21 protein-coding genes are annotated in these 20861 nt (G+C 60.2%); 15 read left to right on the forward strand and 6 right to left on the reverse strand.

What is annotated here, in order from left to right:
• The first annotated feature begins 39 nt into the window (after nucleotides 1-39).
• From DBR47_RS14570 to DBR47_RS14580, 3 genes are all read left to right on the forward strand, one after another.
• Nucleotides 40-1041, forward strand: coding sequence for an integrase (locus tag DBR47_RS14570; protein WP_231512317.1), 1002 nt, complete (start codon nucleotides 40-42; stop codon nucleotides 1039-1041).
• A 696-nt stretch (nucleotides 1042-1737) separates the two neighbouring features.
• A complete protein-coding gene (locus tag DBR47_RS14575) occupies nucleotides 1738-2898 on the forward strand; it encodes a tyrosine-type recombinase/integrase (RefSeq protein ID WP_197047083.1) in 1161 nt (386 codons plus the stop codon).
• A 246-nt stretch (nucleotides 2899-3144) separates the two neighbouring features.
• Complete coding sequence (locus DBR47_RS14580) at nucleotides 3145-3309, forward strand: AlpA family transcriptional regulator (protein ID WP_255420783.1); 165 nt, start codon at nucleotides 3145-3147, stop codon at nucleotides 3307-3309.
• Nucleotides 3310-3792: 483 nt separating this feature from the next.
• Here DBR47_RS14580 and DBR47_RS14585 read toward each other — a convergent pair whose 3' ends face one another.
• From DBR47_RS14585 to DBR47_RS14600, 4 genes are all read right to left on the reverse strand, one after another.
• The gene (locus tag DBR47_RS14585; RefSeq protein ID WP_124451290.1) at nucleotides 3793-3993 is read right to left on the reverse strand and encodes a hypothetical protein; all 201 of its coding nucleotides are present in this window, start codon (nucleotides 3991-3993) and stop codon (nucleotides 3793-3795) included.
• Nucleotides 3994-4083: 90 nt separating this feature from the next.
• Nucleotides 4084-4413, reverse strand: coding sequence for a hypothetical protein (locus DBR47_RS14590; RefSeq protein WP_124451292.1), 330 nt, complete (start codon nucleotides 4411-4413; stop codon nucleotides 4084-4086).
• A 124-nt stretch (nucleotides 4414-4537) separates the two neighbouring features.
• Nucleotides 4538-5176 (reverse strand): response regulator transcription factor, encoded by a 639-nt coding sequence (locus tag DBR47_RS14595; protein WP_124451294.1) that lies wholly within the window; start codon nucleotides 5174-5176, stop codon nucleotides 4538-4540.
• Nucleotides 5173-6696, reverse strand: coding sequence for a PAS domain S-box protein (locus DBR47_RS14600; RefSeq protein WP_124451296.1), 1524 nt, complete (start codon nucleotides 6694-6696; stop codon nucleotides 5173-5175). Before DBR47_RS14600 ends, DBR47_RS14595 begins: the two co-directional genes overlap by 4 nt.
• A 669-nt stretch (nucleotides 6697-7365) precedes the next feature.
• On the opposite strand from DBR47_RS14600, the gene DBR47_RS14605 reads away from it, so the two are divergent.
• The 9 genes from DBR47_RS14605 to DBR47_RS14645 all read left to right on the forward strand — a co-directional run bounded on the left by DBR47_RS14605 (nucleotide 7366) and on the right by DBR47_RS14645 (nucleotide 14915).
• Nucleotides 7366-8040 (forward strand): cistern family PEP-CTERM protein, encoded by a 675-nt coding sequence (locus DBR47_RS14605; protein ID WP_124451298.1) that lies wholly within the window; start codon nucleotides 7366-7368, stop codon nucleotides 8038-8040.
• Nucleotides 8041-8149: 109 nt separating this feature from the next.
• Nucleotides 8150-8605, forward strand: a complete 456-nt coding sequence (locus tag DBR47_RS14610) for a bacteriohemerythrin (protein ID WP_231512318.1) — start codon at nucleotides 8150-8152, stop codon at nucleotides 8603-8605.
• Nucleotides 8606-8658: 53 nt separating this feature from the next.
• Nucleotides 8659-9003, forward strand: coding sequence for a DUF2249 domain-containing protein (locus DBR47_RS14615; RefSeq protein WP_231512319.1), 345 nt, complete (start codon nucleotides 8659-8661; stop codon nucleotides 9001-9003).
• 24 nt (nucleotides 9004-9027) lie between these two features.
• Entirely contained in the window at nucleotides 9028-10248 is a 1221-nt protein-coding gene (locus DBR47_RS14620; RefSeq protein ID WP_124451300.1) for an NnrS family protein, read from the forward strand.
• Between the two features lie 103 nt (nucleotides 10249-10351).
• On the forward strand, nucleotides 10352-10849 hold the full coding sequence (locus tag DBR47_RS14625) for an Rrf2 family transcriptional regulator (protein WP_124451302.1): 498 nt from the start codon (nucleotides 10352-10354) through the stop codon (nucleotides 10847-10849).
• Nucleotides 10836-12260, forward strand: a complete 1425-nt coding sequence (gene ccoG, locus DBR47_RS14630) for a cytochrome c oxidase accessory protein CcoG (RefSeq protein ID WP_124451304.1) — start codon at nucleotides 10836-10838, stop codon at nucleotides 12258-12260. The genes DBR47_RS14625 and ccoG overlap by 14 nt, the downstream gene beginning before the upstream one ends.
• A 14-nt stretch (nucleotides 12261-12274) precedes the next feature.
• Nucleotides 12275-13468 (forward strand): NnrS family protein, encoded by a 1194-nt coding sequence (locus DBR47_RS14635; protein ID WP_197047084.1) that lies wholly within the window; start codon nucleotides 12275-12277, stop codon nucleotides 13466-13468.
• Nucleotides 13465-13797, forward strand: a complete 333-nt coding sequence (locus tag DBR47_RS14640) for a metal-sulfur cluster assembly factor (RefSeq protein ID WP_124451308.1) — start codon at nucleotides 13465-13467, stop codon at nucleotides 13795-13797. Before DBR47_RS14635 ends, DBR47_RS14640 begins: the two co-directional genes overlap by 4 nt.
• Nucleotides 13794-14915, forward strand: a complete 1122-nt coding sequence (locus DBR47_RS14645; protein WP_197047085.1) for a hypothetical protein — start codon at nucleotides 13794-13796, stop codon at nucleotides 14913-14915. The genes DBR47_RS14640 and DBR47_RS14645 overlap by 4 nt, the downstream gene beginning before the upstream one ends.
• On the opposite strand, the gene DBR47_RS14650 is transcribed toward DBR47_RS14645, so the two are convergent.
• A complete protein-coding gene (locus DBR47_RS14650) occupies nucleotides 14873-15631 on the reverse strand; it encodes a Crp/Fnr family transcriptional regulator (RefSeq protein ID WP_124451310.1) in 759 nt (252 codons plus the stop codon). The two genes, DBR47_RS14645 and DBR47_RS14650, sit on opposite strands and share 43 nt — an antisense overlap.
• A 692-nt stretch (nucleotides 15632-16323) precedes the next feature.
• Between DBR47_RS14650 and DBR47_RS14655 the strand changes: the two genes are divergently transcribed.
• The 3 genes from DBR47_RS14655 to DBR47_RS14665 all read left to right on the forward strand — a co-directional run bounded on the left by DBR47_RS14655 (nucleotide 16324) and on the right by DBR47_RS14665 (nucleotide 18912).
• On the forward strand, nucleotides 16324-17901 hold the full coding sequence (locus tag DBR47_RS14655; RefSeq protein ID WP_370454922.1) for a cytochrome D1 domain-containing protein: 1578 nt from the start codon (nucleotides 16324-16326) through the stop codon (nucleotides 17899-17901).
• An 86-nt stretch (nucleotides 17902-17987) separates the two neighbouring features.
• Nucleotides 17988-18302, forward strand: a complete 315-nt coding sequence (locus DBR47_RS14660) for a c-type cytochrome (protein WP_124451313.1) — start codon at nucleotides 17988-17990, stop codon at nucleotides 18300-18302.
• 247 nt (nucleotides 18303-18549) lie between these two features.
• Nucleotides 18550-18912: a hypothetical protein gene (locus DBR47_RS14665; protein WP_124451315.1), complete on the forward strand. Its 363-nt coding sequence runs from the start codon at nucleotides 18550-18552 to the stop codon at nucleotides 18910-18912.
• Nucleotides 18913-19253: 341 nt separating this feature from the next.
• On the opposite strand, the gene DBR47_RS14670 is transcribed toward DBR47_RS14665, so the two are convergent.
• Nucleotides 19254-20861: a nitrite reductase gene (locus DBR47_RS14670; RefSeq protein ID WP_124451396.1), complete on the reverse strand. Its 1608-nt coding sequence runs from the start codon at nucleotides 20859-20861 to the stop codon at nucleotides 19254-19256.

Genomic DNA, 20861 nt, shown 5'->3' on the forward strand with positions numbered 1-20861 from the left:
CGCCTCCGCTCTCACTCTCGCAAGCGCAAGAGTGGGAAGGTGGTCACGTACTATTTTTATGACATGCGGCCCGATGGCGAGCCGGATGTAGCCCTGGGCACGGATTTCGATGAAGCCGTGCGGCGCTGGGATGACATCCACAACAAGACGCCCAGGGCCGTGGGCACGTTGGAAGAAGCGTTCAAGGGTTGGGAAAAGGATGTCTTGCCGACCTATACCAACAAGAACACCCTCGAGGGCTACAAAAAGAACCTGCGCACGATCCGGCCCATATTTGGCCCGGGCACTTGGGATCAGGTCGATTTGCCAACGATCAAGGGCTATCTAAAGAAGCGCACGGCAAAGACCCAGGCGAACCGGGAAATGGCCTTGCTGTCGATCATTTGGAACTGGGCGCGCGGCGAAGGCATGACGACGCTGCCCTGGCCAGCTGCCGGCATGGAGAAGTCCAAATGGCGGAACAAGGAAAAGCCGCGCCGCGTGAAAGTCGATTACGACATATTCACACCGATCTATGCCGAGGGCGATCAGATCCTGCGCGACTGCATGGACCTTGGGTCAGCCACCGCCATGCGCCTCACCGATTGCATCAACATCCTGTTGCCGCGCGGCGATGTGCTGCGGCTTGAGGCGAGCAAGACCGGGAAGGAAGCGGACTACGACCTGTCCCTTTCAAAGGTGCTGCCGGGCCTCTTGGCCAGGCGCCGCAAGGTCGATACCAACCACCTCATGCTGCTATCAACGGCTGACGGCAAGCCGGTGACGTTGACGATGCTTCGCTACCGCTGGGACAGCGCCCGATTTACTGCGGCCTGCAAGATCTACGCTCAGGCCGGCCTGATGGTGAACTACACCGAAGACCAGGCCGAGGCCTACGACATGGCCAGGCGGATCCGGGCGCTGTACTTGCGAGATATGCGGAAAATGGCGGCCCAGCTATCCCCCAACCTCAAAGAGGCTTCAGCACTCTTGCAGCACCCGAATGAGGCCTTCACCCAAAAGCACTATGGCGGCGTCACCAAACTGGTGACAGTCAGGTAAACATGAAACCGTTGAAAACTTTTGCGATCTTTGCGCTTGCAATACCTGTGGTCCTATTGCATGGGCTTCTGGGAATTCTGACTCTCCCATTCCTAAAGTCGTTTCGGGAGATGGATCGGCAGGATCAATGGGAGAAGATTTGGAAGGCCTTAGTTGCGCTCGTGACATTGTTCGGCATGGCCTGGATGTTTTACCAGTTTGCCGCTTTGGTATTCAATGCTGTTTTGCATTAAAAACGTGTTCCGCTTTGCTGTTTTTACCTGGGAGGGAAATCCCGGCAAAAGCGGAACGTTTCAGGCCTCTAGCCCGCATAAAACCTCACTTTTGATCAGGACTCAAAATCCCCCGCCGCAAGGTGTGCCGGTTCGAGTCCGGCCTCGGGCACCATCAAAATAGATAGCCGCCGCTGAATGAATCCTCGTAAGTCATTGATTTACGAGGATTTTTTTCGTCCGTACACCACGGAATGGCTAGAAATCTTGGTTAACGCTGAAACCAACTTTTCCGAAGTTTTCCCTGGGGAGCCAGATAGGGCTTTAACCAGACTTTAACCAAGACTTTAACCAAGCCCTCCTTTGCTTGACGTCCCTTTGGTAGGATCCCTTCAGCGGAGAGCGGCCTCAGGAACGAGCAACCGGGCCAATGGCACAGTTGACCTCCACCAGCGCTTCGCCCCGAGGTTCGAGGGAGAGTCACATGGCGAACATCACTCAACGAGGCAACTCGTTTCGTGTCCTGGTTAGCATCCCCAAGGGAAAACCAATTACCCAGACCTTCAGCACTCGCGCAGAAGCAGTGGCCTGGGGCGGACGACAAGACCAAAAGAAGAGCCGTGGCGAGTTGACCGCTACAAGTGGAAAGACAGTGGGCGAGTTGCTCGAAATCTACCTGGATATGGTCGCGGCCAAGTCCGACTCTGGTCGCTGGAACCGAATGCGAATTGAAAAGTGGCTGCAAGACCCGATCAGCGCCCTTCCCGTCGCGAAGATCACTGCCCACGATATGAATGTCTGGATTGACCGGCGTTCCAAGGACAAAACCAGTTACCGAGCCGCGGGCAAGACAGCGCGCCAGATTAGCGGTAGCACAGTGAACCGTGAAGTAAACCTTTGGTCTGCCGCGTTCACCTACGCAGTCAAATCTCTGAAGTGGATTCCTAACAATCCATGCCACGGAGTCAACCGCCCGCCAGAGGCCCCATCCCGGAATCGCGCACTGCTCACGAAGGACGAGATCCAAAAGATCTGCGCCGCTGGTAGGATTCACCTGGATCCAAAGTTAACGACAAAGACTGCGCGGGTAACCGCGACCTTCCTGCTCGCTTTAGAAACAGGGATGCGCTCAGGTGAACTGCTACGCCTGCGCCCCATCGACTATCGAAAATCTGAGCGGCGAGTTCACGTGGCGGCGCTGGAGATAGGTGGGCGCAAAGGCTCAAAGTCAGGCAGAGTGCAGGCGAGCAGGTACGTTCCGCTCACCGGCCGCGCCATGCAACTGCTCGATCAACTACTCGTCACGATGCCGCCAGACCAAGAGGCCAGGAAAGGCCTTACGCAACCCCCTTACATCATCGGGCTCGACGATGCTGCACGTGACGTCCTTTGGAGAAAAGTCCGAGACGCCGCCACGGTCACGGACCTGACCTTTCACGACACCAAACATGAGGCCTGCACCCGTCTTTCAAAGGTGCCAGGCGTAGACGTCATTGCACTCAGCCATGCCGTAGGCACCAAAGACATCCGCTTGCTGCGCGACACCTACTACATCAATGACGCGACAGCAACGGCAAATCTGCTGCCCGACCAACTGGCCTTGAACGCGAAGGCTTGGCATGAATTGGGGTCAGACCCTACATAGAAAGCCAAGTGACGTCACAGATGGTTCAGAGGGCTTATACAAATAGCTTTGCCCCGTTCCCATTCAAGTTGAATCCATGAATCACTCAAGTCAACGGCTGACAGAAATCCAAGAAAAGTCATCGACTAGCGGTGCAGCCCTCCAACCTAAAGTCGAATTGACCACTGCTCTTGGAAGCGTGCAATGGAAGCAACCCACTCAAACATCCCAGCAACCAGCGCCGACGGGCCGAGCACACTTGTCCGAATGCCCATGGTGATCAAAATCACGGGCCTGGGTCGATCGACCATTTACCGACTCATGGCGGAGAACCTATTTCCCTGCCAAGTCAAAATTGCCAAGCGAGCCGTTGCTTGGCGCCAAGCTGATCTCGAGCTCTGGAGCAAGATGCGGCAGCCTGTCCCACATTGAGCTCAACCGTTGAAGTTTGGAAGGAGCTTTCTTACCTCGAACTGAGCTAAGGGCGTAGCACTCAGCGGCAGTCTTGTGACCATGACTTAACCGTACTGAACGGCTTCCCGGGCTGCTGCTGTTTGGGGCCTGGTTTTCACTCGACTGTGTTGGCCGGTCAGGCCTGCGGCTAGGCAACTATTGCGCAGCGCCATTACGGAACTCGCTCAGCTGGGCGGAGTGTTCGTACTGCAGCAGCCCAAAGCAGAGTGCATTTCTGTTGGTACCGGCAGGGCTCGGAAGCCAGCGAGGCCGAACAGCAGTTCCAATGCGATGACGGAGACTGGTTGATCCGGCTTTGTAGCGGCATCGGCTAGATACTCAATTGCTCGCAATACCTGCCCCAGGACTTCCGTCCGCTGGTGAACAAGCTTCAGCTGACCCCTAGCCGTATGCGTTCGCTTTAGAACGAGTTAGCGTGCTGCGGGGCCAGATGGGTGAGACCTACGAAGGTTTTCTCGCGTCTAGCGATTCATCCATTTGATAGGCGATCGCACAGGTATCTGACCACTCCAAGCGCGGCTGAGCCCATTCAAATTCATCCTGTTGTCGAAGCGATGGCAACTGCTTTTCGTAGTGCAGCTTGGCAAACAGGTTCTTAGCTTTCTGGACGATGGGACTGCTCAACCAATCCAGGTTTTGCATGACAGCCTCCTAGTAGACAGCAGCAACTTCAAGCAAACTTGGCAGCGAAGCTTCGAATCCCTGACGACCTAGATCGATCTCGGCAGACCTTCAGAGATCATCGGGCCGCAGCACCACAGGATTGCGCGAGCCAGCCTCCAAGCAACGCACTACCGCAGCATCAATCATTCGTCGGTTCAGCAAATACAGTTCAAGCAAGCTTGAATCACTATTGCCCAATCCAAATCGAGCCATCCATGTCGAATGGGAGAGGTATGCCGTGATTTGCCGTTGCTCGTAATGAACCGTAAAGAGCAAAGTACCAGTGCTGGCGTTGAAGCTTTGGGGGGGCGCGAGCTCATCCACATGCACCAATGGTGGTGCAGCAGAACTTGCTGACTCCAGGCAAGGAGCAAGTTCAAATTCGGTCTGGGGACTCATGGCAGAACCCTCTTGCGAGTCATTGACCTCGCAAGCTTATCGTTCGGCGAGACTCGAAGAAATTCCCTTTTCCAGCAAACTCGACTACCTGAAAACGGGTACGGGTAACCGCCTGCGCTTAGGCTCAGTCCGAGATGATTCCCTCACGTATCGCGTAACGAGTAAGCTCTGCAACGGTGTGCAAGCCCAGCTTGCGTTTGATGTTGCGGCGGTGCACCTCCACAGTGCCCACCTCGATGTTCAACTTGTCCGCAATGGCGAGCGAACGTTGGCCCTCTGCGACGAGTCGCAAAACTTCGCGCTCGCGACGTCCAAGGCGCTGCGTACTGCCGAGCTTTGTGTCCCCTCGCACCTCCGACACCAGCGCGCCCGCGACTTCGGGACAGAGGTAGTTCTGCCCAGCGGCAACAGCAAGTATCGCGCGAACCAATTCTGTGCCGGCCGCTGACTTGGAGATGTAGGCGGTAGCACCCGCACGCATCATCTCCACCACGAATCGTTTGTCGGAGTGCGCCGACAGCGCAACAATTTTGGCCGCGTTCCCTGCTTGCATCAGACGCGCCGCGATCTCTATTCCGCTTAGGTCAGGCAGGCAGATATCGAGCACGACAACATCTGGTCGTAGCGACTTCGCCAGTTCAAGTGCCGTGTGGGCGTCACCAGCTTCGCCAGCTACCTCAATCTCTGGGGTCCTCGCTAGAGCGTCACGCAGCGCCTCGCGCACTAGACGATGGTCCTCGACAAGTAGTACGCGGATCTTCACGTCCCTCGCTCCAACAGGCCTGACTCGTCAGTCGAAATCGGTGCCTCCAAGAGAGCCACAGTGCCAACTCCAAGGAGGCTGCGAATCTCTGCCCTGCCCCCAATGAAAGATAGTCGCTCGCGCACGCTGTCCAGACCCAGGCCATGGTTCGTTGTCGCTGAGATTTCGATCGGATCAAAGCCCACGCCAACATCTGACACAGAGATGGATACACGGTCGCCATTGCGCCAAATTTTCACCTGGGCTGAAGGTGCGCGAGCGTGCTTGGCAACGTTGATCAGCAACTCCCTGGTTGCACGGTAAAGAATCGAACGCGCCACCTGAGACAAGGGCCGGGCCTGGTTGTCGCCTTGCACACTTACTTCCAACGAGAAACCACGTTTGATTTCTTCTGCCAACCATTCAAGTCCAGGTTGCAAGCCGAGCTCATACAAGATCGGCGGTGCCAATTGCTCGGCCAGTGAACGGGTCGCGTGAGAGGCCAAGGCCATTAAGCCATCAACATCATTCGCTATTTTGCGCACCGCGCCCGACCTGTGGTCGCATAGAGCCGCCAAACGGATGCGGGCTGCGGCCAGAGTTGGGCATAGATCGTCATGTAGATCCCGGGCAATTTGCCGCCGCTCATGGTCCTCTGCCGCTTCCAGATCGGCACTCAGGCGGTGCAACTGTTCGGTCCGCAGGACGACGCGCCGTTCCAGTTCTTCGTTCAACGCCCGTTCAGCTTCGAGTGCATGCTTATGCGCCGCAATGTTGCGTACAAAGGCAGTCCATCGATCATCGGACATGAACTTGATGCTGACTTCTACAGGGATGAGACTTTGGTCCTTGCGTTGCAGCGTCCACTCGGCCACAAGCACCCCACCCTCCTTCATCTGTCTCAACGCTCCGTGCACAGGTTCAGCTTCGGTCAATGGAATCAAGTCAGAAATGGATTTGCACAGAATCTCTTCGCGGCTGTACCCAATCAGGACACAGGCCGCGTCGTTCACATCAGTAAAGCGCCCATCACGCCCGGCAATGAAGATGCCGTCAAACGCCTCCATGAATAGTGGGCGCAACTGTTCTTCCGAGCGCCGTAGCGCCTGAGCCTCTGCCTGCGAAGTCAGCAACGCTGCGATCTTGCCCTGCAGTTCCACCTCTATCTGTTTGAGATGGGTGACGTCGGTAACCTGAACCATGAGGCCAACCACCACACCGTCGACGAAGTCTGGCAGGTAGCTTGCTAGGCCAAGGCGAACGGTTCCATCAGGACCGCGTACGGCACGCTCAAAGATCTGCACTTCGCCTTGCAGCGCCTCAAGAATATGGGACTCGTTCAAAGCGAAAAGTTCTGCGCCCAACAAGTCGCGCAGCGAGGTGCCCACCAATTTGACTGAGTCGACCCCGAACCATCGTTCGTAGGCTCGATTGGCATATCGGCACCGCAGATCAACGTCCCAGTACGCCAACATTGAGGGCGCTTGCTCCAGCAAGCGTTGCTGGTAGTAGCTCTCGACTGGGTCAAATCCGCTCTTCATCACGTGTTTCACTCGGTGAATGTGACTCAGTTTTCGGGTCAACCGACAATGCTCTAAGGGGGATCAACGAACACCTCCTACTCGCGCTGTGACGAATCTGCTCTGCGCACTAAGAAGCAATCGCAGGCCAACTCAACTGACGTGACTGTAGATGCGCGGACTCGCGACGACCAGTACTGCCAATGGCCCTCTTTCAAGTCACAAGGAGCACAAGAAGGTCGAATCAGCCTCTGACGATCGGGCCGCAAGAGAGAACGGTATCAGCTTCCAAAATTACGAAGGGCCATTCCTTGAGGCCGCTACCTTGTCAATGGCCGCGCTGCGCAAATCACCAGCTGCTGATAGACGACTTCCCCTTGAAAAACAATGAGGCGGTTGCAACGAGTACCAACGAGCACCAGTCCGAACTGGATTCCTCGAACTTGAGAAAGGTCGGTCGTTGCGCCGCAAGCAAAGCGGAAACCTCATGAATGCAGCGAACGATCAAGTCCAGACTTTCGTGCTTGTCGGTTCCCTTTACAAGTCTTCGAGACCGCCAAGCTTGCGCCTCAAAAATCCTTAAAGAATCATGGGCTTGGCCTGAGTGGCACGAGATATGCGTGGCTTGAGTACCCTCTTGCAGGACCTTTGCTGCAACTGGCGACCCTGTTCGTTTGAGGAGCGACCATCATGTATGCACTCAAGTCACTTGCCGCGGCAACTCTGGCCGTGCTCACGTCCTGTGGACTCGTACAGGCCTCGACGGTGAGTTTGGCCCAGGCCAACGATAGCTTTTCATTGCTCTTCACTTCTGGCGTCCCAGGTGCGACCTTGTCAGCCACGGCCAAATTTACTTTGACCAGCATCAGCGCTAACTCTGCCACCCTGGCCATGCACATCAGCAATGACTCTTTTGGGGCCGGCCTGAATGAACTGACAAGTCTTGGTGTCGACGTGGTGACACCTGGGTTGACAGGGGCTACCGCCAACAATGGTTGGGCGGCAAACACCTACACAACCTTGCCGGGCTTTCAGCAGGTGGATTTGTGTATTTGGGGTGGACAAGGTTGCCAAGGCGGCGGTCAAGGCATGTTAGCAATGGGCAGCTTCGCAGATTTCACTCTTTCCCTGACAACATCGGGCGACTTCACTGCAAATGGAATCTCCTTCACTAGTCCCTATGGGGCCAAGTTCCAAGCCGCAGGGACAACCGGCAATTCCTATGAGTTCACCGGCTGCATTGTGGGCACTTCAAACTGTGGGGACGCTGGCGTCCCGCCAAGCCAGATTCCCGAGCCGAACATACTCGTTTTGGTGGGCTTGGCCCTGCTCAGCGGTGGACTGAGGCAGCGAAACCGGACTTAAATATTGCCCCCCGGTCCGCCGCGCCTTGGGCTGACTGTCGGTCCGCTACAGGCTTTGAACACCTCATCAAGCCACTTGGCCGCCCGACGGGATAACACTGCCTCCACGAGTGAGGCATTCGAGTTGCATCCTGTTCCTTTCCTACTTTGCGGTTTCGCTGAGCTATTTCAAATGGGCCAGCGATATGGTGATCGACGATGGCCCCACCGATCAGGATCACCTGCACCTGGTGCAGTTGGTTAACGATTTGCACAGCGCCACCAGTGAGGGGCAAGGCAAAGAAGTAGTCGGCCAAATCCTCGATCAGTTGCTGGCCTACACCGCCGATCATCTGTCCCGTGAAGAGCAGCTGATGCGGGCTGCAGGCTTCCCGAACCTGGAACGCCACCAGCAAGGCCACGCCAAATTCATCGCCCAATTGCATGCACTCAAACAGCGCTACGACGCCGGCAGCCTGGCAGTCGCTGCCCAGTTGTCTGCGGTGCTGCGTGATTGGTTATCCCTGCACATTCGGCGTTCGGACAAAGAGCTGTTGGCCTATCTCGAGCAAAAGTCCCAGCGCTGAAGCTCAGGCGGATCTTGCGCGCCTCTCCATAAGTTTCATTTTAGATATTGCTTTTGACGGGAATTCCCGAGACAATAGTTGCATTCAAAATGCAACTTATAGGGATCGACATGAATTCCGTCTCCACCGCCGCTGCCATCATCGATGTACGCCAGATCCCGCCATCTCAGCGCCACGGCCTGATCTTTCAGCACTTTGAAAGCCTGCCCATTGGCGCCTGGTTTGACTTGCATAGCGACCACGAGCCGCTGCCGCTGAAGCAGCAATTCCAATCTCTCTGGCCGGACCAGTTTGATTGGGAAGTGCTGGAAGGCGGGCCGCAGCAATGGCGCCTTCGTATTGGCCGGCGCCCCGCCGGCAAGAGCTGCTGCGGATGCTGCAGCGGCGCCGCGAACTGATCCCGGCTGAGCACAGAGGTCGCCATGAGTAAGGTATTCCTGCAATTGCAAGAGCCGCCCCTGCGGCTCCGGCCAGGCGAAGGGCTGGCCCTTTGGGGCTTGGGCTTTCGCCCTTTCTATTTGCTGGCGGCCACGCTCGCCCTGCTGTCCGTGCCTTTGTGGGCGCTGCAATTCAGTGGCCTGCTGGGTCATGGCGGCCTGCGCGGCTCGTTCTGGCATGCCCATGAGATGGTGTTCGGCTACGCGCTGGCCATCATCATCGGCTTTCTGTTTACGGCCGGTCGCAATTGGTCGGGCCAGCCTACACCGACTGGCCGGCCGCTGATGGCCTTGGCTGCCCTTTGGGTGCTGGCCCGCGTGCTGGTGCTCTCGCCTTGGCTCTGGGCTTCGCTGCTGGTCAATGTGGCCGTGCCGTGGCTGGCTGCCTGGGGTCTGTGGCGGGCTTTGCACGCCGGTGGCAACAAGCGCAACTACTTCTTTGTCGGCTTGCTGCTGGCCATCGGCCTGGCCACCGCTGCCCTGCATCTGAGTGAATTGGGCCTCTTGGCGCAGTTGCCCCTGCCGGCAGCGCTGGCCCGCGGTTTGGGTCTGCCCTTGGCATTGGATCTTCTGCTCTTCATCATCGCGGTGATGGCCGGGCGCGTATTGCCCATGTTCTCCAACAACGGCGTGCCCGGCATGAATGCCCGGCGCGATGACCGGGTGGAGCGTGTCGCCTTAGGCAGCGTCTTGCTGCTTGCGGCTGGCGATGCCGTGGGCCTGACTGGGCCGGCCATGCTCTTGCCCCTGCTTGCGGCCCTCGTAGCCCATGGCTGGCGCTTTGCGCTGTGGCAGCCCTGGAAGACCCTGAGCAACCCTCTGGTCTGGGTGCTGCACGCGGCCTACGCATGGCTGCTGCTGCATTTGGCCCTGCGCGCGGCGGCGGCGCTGCAATGGCTGCCGGCCCCGCTGGCCACCCATGCCCTCACGGTCGGCCTGATTGGCCTGATCACCCTGGGCATGATCACCCGCACCGCACTGGGCCACACCGGCCGGCCCCTGAAGGCCGGCCCCATTGAGACCGCCGCCTACCTGGCCATGTTGGCCGCGGCCCTGTTGCGCGTCTTTCTGCCGCTGCTGATGCCGGCCGCCCTGCTGCAAGCGGTCTGGCTTTCCGCCACACTCTGGGCCACGGCATTCGCACTGTATTTGTGGCGTTATGGGCCCATGCTGCTGCGCCCGCGCATCGACGGCCTGCCCGGCTGAGAGCAGATGTAAGCCCAAGATGTAAGTCACGCCCGCAGGCTTTGAAGCCAAGGCGGCGACGCTCCCACTTTTCCACCAATCAGACCCAGCAGGAGAACACCCGATGCGCCTGACCACCATGACCGATTACGCCCTGCGCATGCTCATCTATCTGGGCCAACACCCAGAGCGACTTTGCACCACCGCAGAAATCGCGCAAGCCTATGACATCTCCGAGGCGCACCTGACCAAGATCACCCACCAGCTCGGCCTGGGCGGCTGGATCAGCACGGTGCGCGGCAAGGGTGGCGGCATGCGCCTGGCCCTGGCGCCGGGCGACATCATGTTGGGTGAGCTGGTGCGGGCCATCGAGACGGATTTCTATCTGGTCGAATGCCTTGGCACGGGCAATGCCTGCAACCTCACCGGTCGCTGCCGGCTGACAGGCATCTTCAACGAGGCCCTGGCCGCCTTTCTGGAGCAGCTCGACCGACACAGCTTGGCCGATCTCCTGAACCCGACGCCGCCGGGTGACGCTGCAGGCATCCGAGAGATCAAGCTCGGCATGCCCCTTCCCGCCCCAGCCAGCCGCCGCAAGAAGGGCAACCATGACCCAGCCTGACAGCCCGGCTTTGCCGCGGCGGGTGATTCCACTCTACGCGGCTGAAACCAAGGTGTACCCCCGCTCGGTCACCGGCCGCTTTGCCAATTGGCGTTGGCTCATGGTGGCGCTGACCCAGCTCTTCTTCTACGGCATGCCCTGGCTGCAATGGAACGGCCGCCAAGCCCTGCTCTTCGATCTGGAAGCCGGCCGCTTTTATGTGCTGGGCCTGCTGCTCTACCCGCAGGACTTCATCTACCTGGCGGCCTTGCTGGTGCTCAGCGCCCTGGCCCTGTTCTTCTTCACGGCTGTGGCCGGACGCCTATGGTGTGGCTACAGCTGCCCGCAAACGGTCTATACCGAGATGTTCCTCTGGATCGAGCGACACACCGAAGGCGACCGGCAAGCCCGCATGCGCCTGGACCGCGAACCCTGGTCCTGGCCCAAGATGGGGCGCAAATGCGCCAAGCACGGTGGCTGGCTCGCTCTGTCGCTGCTGACCGGATTCAGCTTTGTGGCTTATTTCATTCCGGTGCGCGAACTGGCCGGTCAAGTGATGAGCCTGAGCCTGCAGGCTTGGCCCTTGTTCTGGGTGCTGTTCTATGCCGGAGCCACCTATGGCAACGCCGGATTTCTACGCGAGCAGATGTGTAAATACATCTGCCCCTATGCCCGCTTCCAAAGCGCCCTGATCGACGCCGACTCCTTGATCATCAGCTACGACGCTCGGCGCGGCGAGCCGCGCGGCGCTCGCTCACGCAAGCAAGAACTAGCGCCCCAGACAAGCGGCGCCGCTGATTGCGTGGATTGCACCCTGTGCGTGCAGGTTTGCCCCACCGGCATTGACATCCGCAATGGCTTGCAAAACGAGTGCATAGGCTGCGCCGCCTGCATTGATGTTTGCGACCAGGTGATGGACAAGGTTGGCGCGCCACGAGGCTTGATTCGCTATGCCACCGAGAACGGCATCACCGGTCAATGGAGCCGCAAGCAAATGCTGGCGCGCGTGCTGCGGCCGCGGGTGCTGCTCTACGGCGCGGCCTTGATGGCGCTCAGTCTGGCCTTCGTTTTCAGCGTGTATCAGCGTGATGCGCTTTTGATCAATGTGATCAAAGACCGCCAAGTCATGGCGCGCCAAGTTGGCGAGGGCGAAATCGAAAACATCTACCGCCTGCAATTGATCAACCGCACCGAGCGGCCCTTACAACTGCGCTTGCGGGCCGATGGCCTGCCGGGGCTGCAACTGCTGACCCAGGGCGCGGAAAGCATCAGCGTGGCGCCTTCCAGCATTGGCACCCTGCCGGTGCAGTTGCGTCTGCCGCCCAACGCTGGGTTGGCGTCCGGCGCACACCCCGTTCAGATTGAGGCGCAGGAGTTGGGTGGCGGCGCCAAAACTTTCACGGCCAAAGCCGTGTTCTTTGTCCCTCGCTAGCGCTGGCGCAGATCTTGGCCTCAGCGCACCGCCCCTTCTTCAGCGCCGCAGCCGCGGTTTGGTTGGGTGCTGCTGGTTTCTGGGCCTGGCAATTGCTGGGTTCAGCGCCCCATGCAGCCTTGCTGCTGCCCGCCGGCCTGCTGCATGGCTGGAGCATGAGCTTGGGCTTCATGCCCCTCTTCATCGCCGGCTTTGCGCTGACCACGTTGCCGCGCTGGTTGGGCCTTCCAATGCTGCCGGCCGGGGCGGTCTTTTGGCTCAGCGCATGGCTTGCCGCCCTGGGCTGGGCCTTGCTGCTGGTCGGCGCGGCAATGGGCTGGCGGGGCACTGCCGCCCTGGGCGCGGCGATGCCCGCCCTGATGTTGGGTGATGTCAGCCGGCGCCTTTGGGCTGAATGCCGCCGCCATGACGCCAGGGATTCGGGCCATGCGCGGGGGCTTGCCCTGGGGCTGCTCGTGCTGGCCCTGTGTCAAGCCCTGGCAGCCCTCGCGCTGCTCGGCGAGCAAGTCTTGCTGCTGCGCCTAGCCATCCATGCCGGGCTGAACCTCGGCGTGGCCGGCGTGTTTGCCCTGGCCTTGCAGCGGCTTACGCCCTTCTTGCATCAAGACGGGCGGCGCCAACCTCTGCTCTTGATTGCCCTGCTGAGCGGCCTGGCCTTACGCGCCGCACTGGATTTCGCCACTTTGCTGGCCTACCCGCCGTCTGCTCTTGTGGCCTGGACCAGCGCCACGGCATTGCTTGGCCTGGGGATCTGGCTCTGGCGCGATGCCTGGGCGCCGGAGCTGGCTGCGGCACGGCGCACGCCCCTGGTCGCACAACTGCATTTGGGCTATCTCTGGCTGGGCCTGAGCTTTCTCTTGGGCGCCGCGGCTTTGGCCGCCGCCGCCATCGACCGCCCGGGCTGGCTCGGCCTGGCCCCGCAACACGCCATGAGCCTGGGCTTTATGGGCAGCACCTTGCTGGCCATGGTCAGCCGGGTCAGCGCTGTGCAGCAAGGCCGCAGCGTGGCGGTGGATCGCCCGCTTTGGGCCATGCAAGCGCTTCTGCAAGCGACGACCTTGATCCGCCTCGTGGCCGAATTCAGTAACCATCGCGGCCTGCTGCTGGCCTTGGCTGGCGGCGGCTTCGCGCTCTTAGCGCTGAGCTGGAACTGCCGCTATCTACCCTGGTTCCTGAGCCCCAATCAAACAAAGAGAAGCAATCGATGAATGATTCAGACATGGACGCCTTGCGTCTTCGCATCTTGGCCGCCCTGGACAAGGTCTTGGACCCCGAGATTGGTGAAAGCATCGTGGCGCTTGGACTGCTGGAGTCGCTAACTCTGAGCCCCGGCTTGGCGGAACTGCTGCTCATTCCCACCAGTGCCACCTGCCCGATGGCGGACCAACTCATGGATGAAGCCGGCTGCGTCATCGAAGCAGAATGCCCGCCGGATTGGCGTATCGAAGTCGATATGGACTGGGGCCTGATATGGTCGCCCAAGCGCATGACGCCGGCCTTGCGCCAACGCCTCGGCTGGCCAGAGCCGCAGGCATGAGCACGCGCCGCAAGCCCGGGCCCAGCCACTGGGCACGCATCGTGACTCGCCTGTGCCTAGCCCTGGCGGCCTTGAACTTGTTGGGCGCGCTAGCCGGCGGCCTGGCCCGCTTCGGCTGGCAGGTCTTGCCCGCGCCATTGGCCGCACAGGTGTTGCAAGAGCACGGCGCCTTGCTGATGGCCGGATTTTTCGCCAGCTTGATCAGCCTGGAGCGCGCCCTTGCCTTGCACCGTGGCACCTGGCTGCCCCTGCTGTCGGGTCTGGCCGGGCTGTTGGCAATGGCTGGTCTTGCGGCTTGGGCTGCCTGGGCATGGCTCTTGTCCAGCATCGGCCTGTGTGGCCTGTATCTGTGGGCGGCGCGCACACGCGCCATGTCTTTGCCCCTGGCCGTCGAAGCCAGCGGCGCCGCAGCCCTGGTGTGGGCGGCACTGGCCTATGCCTTGGGCAACCTGGAGCAAGCACGCTGGGCCTGGAGTTTGTTCTTGCTGCTGACCATTGTTGGCGAACGGCGTGAGTTGATGCGCTTGCGCCCCCTGCCCACCTGGGCGAGCCGGCTCTTTCTTTTGGCCTGGGCGCTGCTTAGCCTAGCGGCCGTGCTTTTGATGGGACCCCGATCGCATTGGGGCGCGCAACTGGGCTGGCTGCTCTTTGGCCTACTGGCCCTATGGCTGCTGGCTTTCGATCTGGCCCGCCTGCAGTGGCGCCAAAGTGGCTGGGCCGGCCATACGGCGCGCTGCTTGATGGTGGGCTATGGCTGGCTCTTGGCGGCCAGCGCGGTGGGGCTCAGCGGCCAAGGCGGCGTGGGCGGTGTGGCCTGGCACCTGATGTGGCTGGGCTTTGTCTTCGCCATGGTCTTCGCCCATGTGCCCATCATGTTGCCCGTGCTGCTGGGCCAGCGCCCGCTCTACAGTGCTTGGGCCTTGCTGCCACTTGGCCTGATGGCTTTGAGCTTGTTGCTGCGGACTCTTGCGGTGCTCACGCAGCGGTCCGACTGGCTCGTTTGGGCCGGTGCGGGGCATGGCCTGGCGCTTGTGAGCTTTGTGCTGATCGTGGCCCTGCTGTGCAAGGCCGAAGCTCAGCGGCTGACGCTGGCTTTGCAAAAACCGCGCAGCCGTTGAACATCGGGGATCCAGACTTCGCTGTGCTGCATCTCGATCAAGCCGCTCTCCTGAAACTGCCGCAGCGTGCGTGACAAGGTTTCAGGCGTGGCGCCAAGCTGTGCGGCTAGGTCACGTTTGAGCTCGCTGATGATCAGATGGTCGGCGCTATCTGACTGCTGCAACTGCACCAGCAGCCATTCGGCCAAGCGCACCGGGAAGTCCTTGATGGTCAGCGCCTGGCGGGCCGCAATGGCTTCGCAGCTGAACCTGGACAGGCTGGCCAACAAGGCGCCCAGCAGCACCGGCTCCTCTCGACTCAGCCGCAGCACCTCGGTGGCCGGGAACTCATGCGCCAGCACCGCCGTGGTGGCGATGGCGGTCTCAGGGTAGAGCGAACCGCTCCAGGCACTCGATAAGTCCAGCCATTGGCCGGCGCTCAGCGAGTGGCTTTGCCACCACTTGCCCTTTTCCGAGCGCTTACCCATGCTGACCTTGCCGCGCACCAGCAGCCACAGGCTGCCCTTGTTGGCAAAGCCTTCGTGCAGCACCCGACCGCGGGCGCGCACCCGGTGGCTGCGGCCCAGGCCGGCCAGCTCGTTCAGGGTTTGCGGCACATCGAGCAGCGCCGGCCACGCCTGCTCCAAGGCCTGGCGCACTTGCCTGGCTTGAAGCTGTGCTGGGCTGAGCTGCGGGCCGCTGTACGGGGTGGTTTCTGAGTGAATCAAAGCATTCATGAGGCGCTGCTTTCTGTGTGGAAACGGGCGTCAATTCCTGGGTGATGAGTCGACCATCGAAGGCCGGGCCTCGGCATTGACCTGGCATAAGAAACCGAGCTTTTTTGTCGGACAAGGGTCAGACATGGCCTCGTCTCGGCCCAATTGACCCGGGCAACGCGGCCGCCAGTGCCTTTCGGCGAGCGCGCCATCAGCCCTCGCGCCCTTCTTGCCGCGATTGCCTGGTCTGACCGTCTTAATTACGCGTTATGCCATCGCCGGCGTGCTGCTGACTACGCGCAAAAGTGTCGCCAGGAGAACGTGGCCTATCGCGATAGCAGGCGGCGTGATTTGTGTTGCCGCAAGGCTTTGGCTGGAGTTTGGTCAAGCGTGGTAGCGATGCGTGGCTTCGTGCCTGTCCTTAAACCAGTTCAAGGACGAGGCCTGGGTGCAGCGGGACGATTACCGCAGTTCTCAACACGTTCAACCAGCGTTCAGAGTTTCATCCAGAAGAAAAGAGGTACGACATGAAGCAAGACAGAACACCCACCCAACGTGCTGCTCGCGGTCCCCTGTTCCGGCTCAGTCTGCTGGGTCAACTGGCCTTGTTGGTGGCACTGCCCTTGAGTGCAGTGGCTCAAGAAAGCAAGAAGGACATCAGCGCGGGCGATGTGAAGTACCACGCCGCCCCCTCAGCTCTGACCGATGTGCCGATGGTGCAAAGCAGCAACCCCAAGGCGCCGCCGATGACGCAGGCCGAATTCGACACGGCCCGCAAGATCTACTTCGAGCGTTGCGCCGGCTGCCACGGCGTGCTGCGCAAGGGCGCAACCGGCAAACCGCTGACGCCCGACATCACCCTGGGCAAGGGCACCGACTATCTGAAGGTCTTCATCGCCTACGGCTCGCCCGCCGGCATGCCCAACTGGCAGACCTCCGGCGAGATGAGCGAGCAGCAGGTGGACCTGATGGCCCGCTACATCCAGCACGATGCGCCGACACCGCCCGAGTTCGGAATGGCCGATATGAAGGCCAGCTGGAAGGTCGTTGTGCCGCCCGAGAAGCGGCCGACCAAGAAGATGAACAACTACAACATCGAGAACATCTTCTCGACCACGCTGCGCGACACCGGCGAAGTGGCCCTGATCGACGGCGACACCAAGCAGATCATCAACATCGTCAAGACCGGCTACGCGGTGCACATCTCGCGCACTTCTGCCTCAGGCCGCTATCTGTTCGTGATCGGCCGTGACGCCAAAATCAACATGATCGATCTGTGGATGGAAAAGCCCGACAACGTGGCCGAAATCCGCATGGGTCTGGAAGCTCGTTCGGTGGAAGCCAGCAAGTACAAGGGCTATGAGGACAAGCTGGTGATTGCCGGCGCCTACTGGCCGCCCCAATACGTGATCATGAAGGGCGACACCCTGGAGCCGCTGAAGATCGTCTCCACCCGCGGCAACACCGTGGACAAGCAGGAGTACCACCCCGAGCCGCGCGTGGCCTCCATCGTGGCCAGCCACTACCGGCCTGAGTTCATCGTCAACGTCAAGGAAACCGGCAAGACCTTGATGGTGGACTATTCGGACCTCAATGCGCTCAAGACCATCGAGGTCGGCACCGCCCGCTTCTTGCATGACGGTGGCTGGGACAGTACCAAGCGCTACTTCATGGTGGCCGCCAACCAGAGCAACAAGATCGCCGTGGTGGATGCCAAGGAAGACAAGTTGGTCAAGCTGGTCGAGGTCAGCAAGATCCCGCATCCGGGCCGCGGCGCCAACTTCATCCACCCCAAGTTCGGCCCGGTCTGGAGCACCGGCCACTTGGGTGATGAGGCGATCTCGCTGGTCGCGACCGATCCGGTGAAACACAAGCAATACGCCTTCAAGGAAGTGGCGCAGATCAAGGGCCAGGGCGGCGGTGCGCTGTTCATCAAGACACACCCGAAGTCCACCCACCTGTACTCGGACACACCGCTGAACCCCGATGCAGCCATCTCCCAGTCGGTGGCCGTGTTTGACATCAATGCCTTGGACAAGGGCTTCAAGGTCTTGCCCATCGCCGAGTGGGCGGGCTTGAAGGATGACGGCGCCAAACGCGTAGTTCAGCCGGAGTACAACAAGGCCGGCGATGAGGTCTGGTTCTCCGTGTGGTCCGCCAAGGACAAGGAAAGCGCCATCGTGGTGGTGGACGACAAGACTCTCAAGCTCAAGGCCGTGATTAAGGACCCGCGCCTGATCACACCAACCGGCAAGTTCAACGTTTACAACACCCAGCACGACGTGTACTGATCGCCGGGGAGGCGTGCCCGCCTCCCCTTTTTATCCGAGGGGCTTGGCCCCTCGGCTAGCGATTCGATTCAAAGGAGACATGACAGATGCGCGCACTTCCATTCATTCTGCTGGCTGCGACCGCCCTGCTGGGCGCCTCACCAGCCGCTCAGGCCAATGAAGAGGCCCTGAACAAGGCCGGCTGCATGGCCTGCCACACCAAAGACAAAAAGCTGGTGGGGCCCTCGTTCAAAGACGTGGCCGCCAAGTACCAAGGCCAGGACGCCACTGCTGCCTTGGTCCAGAAGGTTCGCACAGGCGGCAAAGGCGTGTACGGCCCCATCCCGATGCCGCCCAACCCACCCGAGAAGATCAACGATGCCGACCTCAAGGGCGGCGTGGAGTGGATCCTCAAACAGTAGTGACTGGCTCGACCTAAGCAGCGGATGAGGCGCCTTCGGGCGCCATTTTCTTTTCGCGTAGTCACCATTTTGTGGGGCCGACCCGTACGTACGGCTGGCATGCAGAATGGGAATTGAAACCGACTTCCCAGTGCAGTTGGCATGCTCAAATGTTGGGGACAGATCGCGAAAAAACTCCCAACACCACTTTTCCCTTGGTGCGCCCAAACCTGCAACCCCATCGAGACCTCAATGAGCAGCGAACCTCATGAAAACTAGAATCCAGGCAATATTGATGGCTACATTGCTTGACGGTGCAGCACTTGCGAGCGCTGCAGAAAGCCTGACTTTCAACGGCTATCACGCCGGAATGCCTAAGGCTGCTGCGAAGTCGATCGGCGTTGAAACCTGCCGAAATGGTGAAGGCCCGGCAGATACCAAAGATGCAATCTATTGCGATATCCCTGCCTCAAAGCGAAGTCTTGGCACCATGACAGCAACCAAGGCAGTTTTGGAGCTCAAAGCTCCTAGCCATGCTTCGGTAAATCAGAATTTGCTTGGTTTTCTCGGCGCCAAGCGAATCAGTCAGAGGTGCCATGCAGTCTGCATATGGAGCTCCCTCGGACGATGAAGACTACTTCTATTGGGAACGAGGTGCAGAAACAGGGAAACTCTACAAGGGGCGGCGCGGCACTTCTTACGTTACCTTTGAGTTCGATGCATCAGTCGGAAAGGCTCGAGCTAAGGCCAACCAGGCAGCTGACCAAAAGAACCGAGCACTCAGAAATTTCTAGACTTAGTCTTCATCAACCGAGTTTCGGGAATCGCCTGAGAAGAAGAATTCCTTAGGCTAAAGAGTGCCCACCATCCACCCGCCTTTGACGCGCATGTCTGACGCTGAGCAATAGCCTGCGGCACCGCGCAATTTCCCGTCGTCTGGAACCGGCGCGCCGCATCACCCACCCTGCACCCTCAATGCGAAGTCCCCTCCTCCCGACTGATCTTGTTCCAGACGTTGTATTTGCCGACCGGCTTGCTCATGGGGATACGCTTCACTACCTTGAAGGTAGCGGCGTCGTAGACGATCAAGGCGCCGTCTAGTTCCCAGAGGCTGGCCAGGGCGAAGCGGCCGTCTTTGGTGAACTCGATATGGGCCAAGGTTTTGCCGGGCTCGCGCACCTGGGCCACGACCTCAAGGCTTTGCTTGTCGATGATGGTCAAAGTGTCTTTCGCTTCCTTGCCGCCCATCATGGAATCGGCCCAGGCATAGCGGCTCTTGGCATGGCTGCGCATGAAAAAGCCCGGGCCGGGCGTGGTGATCTCGCGCACCAAATCCCAGCTCTTGAGGTCGATCACGCTGATGCGTCCGTCCTTGAGGTTAGGGCTGGCCATCACGCGGCGACCCTTCCAGTCAAAGCTGATGCCTGAGCCGAGGTGGGGCATGCCGGCAATGGGCAGGCTGCTGACCTTGCGCCGGGCGTTCAGGTTGACCACCTGGCCCAGGGTGGATTTGCTGGCGCCGCCTGCTGCGTCAGCGCCCGGCCGTGCGGAACCCAAGACATGGTTGTAGCTGTCGTCGAAGAAGAAGTCGTCCAGCGGCTCATCCAGTGGCGTGCGGCGCGCGTTCAGGTAGCCGGGGCGGGCGATGGCCTCGCCCATGCGGTAGTCATGCACCAGGCCATCGTGGATCACCTCGGCCTTGGGGTCGTAAGAGATCTCCCACAACTCGGCAATGTCCTTGAGCGCCACCACAAAGCTCTTGCGCGGCGCGGCGTCGTAGACGGCGGAAACTCGTGAACCCTGCTTGCCGTCCAGGCTCTTGGCCTCAAACTGCTTGACCAAGTTCAGGTCGGCATCGAACAGCACCACTTCTTGCGGCAGGTAATTGGCCGCCATGACCCAGCGGCCATCGCTGCTGACGGCCACATTGCGCATATTCAGGCCGGCCCGCACCTCGGCCACTTGTTTGAGGTTCCAGAGGTCGTACTTGCTGATCCAGCCATCGCGCGAACCGAAGAAAACATAACGGCCATCGGGCGTGAACTTGGGGCCGCCGTGCAGGGCGTAGCGGCTGGGGAAGCGATGGATGGTCTCGAAACGGTCGCCATCCAACAGGCTGATGTGGTGGTCGCCGCCCTCCACCACCACGAAGAGGTTCATCGGGTCAGCTTTCCATTGCGGGCGGGCCGGCCATTGGCGGCTGTCCGCATCAAAGCTGCGCGAGCGGCGGATGTCGTCCGCCGCCCATTGCGGCGCCGGCAGCTGCGGCTGGTAGATATAGGCCGCCAAGGCCTGGATCTCGGCCTCGCTGAGCTGGGCGCCAAAGGCCGGCATCTGGGTGGCCGGGCGTCCCTCACGAATCAGCTTGATGGCTTCCGGGCGGCGCAGGCGTTCCAGGCTTTCCGGCAGCAAGGCCGGGCCCATCACGCCGAGGCGTTGCTCGCCGTGGCAGCTGGCGCATTGCTGCTGGTACAAGGCACCGGCCTCCACAGTCTGCGCGCGGGCAAAGTCCCAGGCCAAGCCGAACAGGCCCAGCACCAGAGCGAGTTTGACGAGGGTCTTCAACTGTTCTGTGTTCAT

It is taken from the genome of Paucibacter sp. KBW04 (genome assembly GCF_003852425.1).
GTDB lineage: Bacteria > Pseudomonadota > Gammaproteobacteria > Burkholderiales > Burkholderiaceae_C > Paucibacter_A.

Bases quoted from the DNA above. Each gene is read 5' to 3' on its own strand.
- DBR47_RS14575 (WP_197047083.1), top strand. From the start codon at position 1,738: ATGGCGAACATCACTCAACGAGGCAACTCGTTTCGTGTCCTGGTTAGC.
- DBR47_RS14580 (WP_255420783.1), top strand. From the start codon at position 3,145: ATGCCCATGGTGATCAAAATCACGGGCCTGGGTCGATCGACCATTTAC.
- DBR47_RS14585 (WP_124451290.1), bottom strand. From the start codon at position 3,993: ATGCAAAACCTGGATTGGTTGAGCAGTCCCATCGTCCAGAAAGCTAAG.
- DBR47_RS14590 (WP_124451292.1), bottom strand. From the start codon at position 4,413: ATGAGTCCCCAGACCGAATTTGAACTTGCTCCTTGCCTGGAGTCAGCA.
- DBR47_RS14600 (WP_124451296.1), bottom strand. From the start codon at position 6,696: ATGAAGAGCGGATTTGACCCAGTCGAGAGCTACTACCAGCAACGCTTG.
- DBR47_RS14605 (WP_124451298.1), top strand. From the start codon at position 7,366: ATGTATGCACTCAAGTCACTTGCCGCGGCAACTCTGGCCGTGCTCACG.
- DBR47_RS14620 (WP_124451300.1), top strand. From the start codon at position 9,028: ATGAGTAAGGTATTCCTGCAATTGCAAGAGCCGCCCCTGCGGCTCCGG.
- DBR47_RS14625 (WP_124451302.1), top strand. From the start codon at position 10,352: ATGCGCCTGACCACCATGACCGATTACGCCCTGCGCATGCTCATCTAT.
- ccoG (WP_124451304.1), top strand. From the start codon at position 10,836: ATGACCCAGCCTGACAGCCCGGCTTTGCCGCGGCGGGTGATTCCACTC.
- DBR47_RS14640 (WP_124451308.1), top strand. From the start codon at position 13,465: ATGAATGATTCAGACATGGACGCCTTGCGTCTTCGCATCTTGGCCGCC.
- DBR47_RS14645 (WP_197047085.1), top strand. From the start codon at position 13,794: ATGAGCACGCGCCGCAAGCCCGGGCCCAGCCACTGGGCACGCATCGTG.
- DBR47_RS14650 (WP_124451310.1), bottom strand. From the start codon at position 15,631: ATGAATGCTTTGATTCACTCAGAAACCACCCCGTACAGCGGCCCGCAG.
- DBR47_RS14655 (WP_370454922.1), top strand. From the start codon at position 16,324: ATGGTGCAAAGCAGCAACCCCAAGGCGCCGCCGATGACGCAGGCCGAA.
- DBR47_RS14660 (WP_124451313.1), top strand. From the start codon at position 17,988: ATGCGCGCACTTCCATTCATTCTGCTGGCTGCGACCGCCCTGCTGGGC.
- DBR47_RS14665 (WP_124451315.1), top strand. From the start codon at position 18,550: ATGAAAACTAGAATCCAGGCAATATTGATGGCTACATTGCTTGACGGT.
- DBR47_RS14670 (WP_124451396.1), bottom strand. From the start codon at position 20,861: ATGAACACAGAACAGTTGAAGACCCTCGTCAAACTCGCTCTGGTGCTG.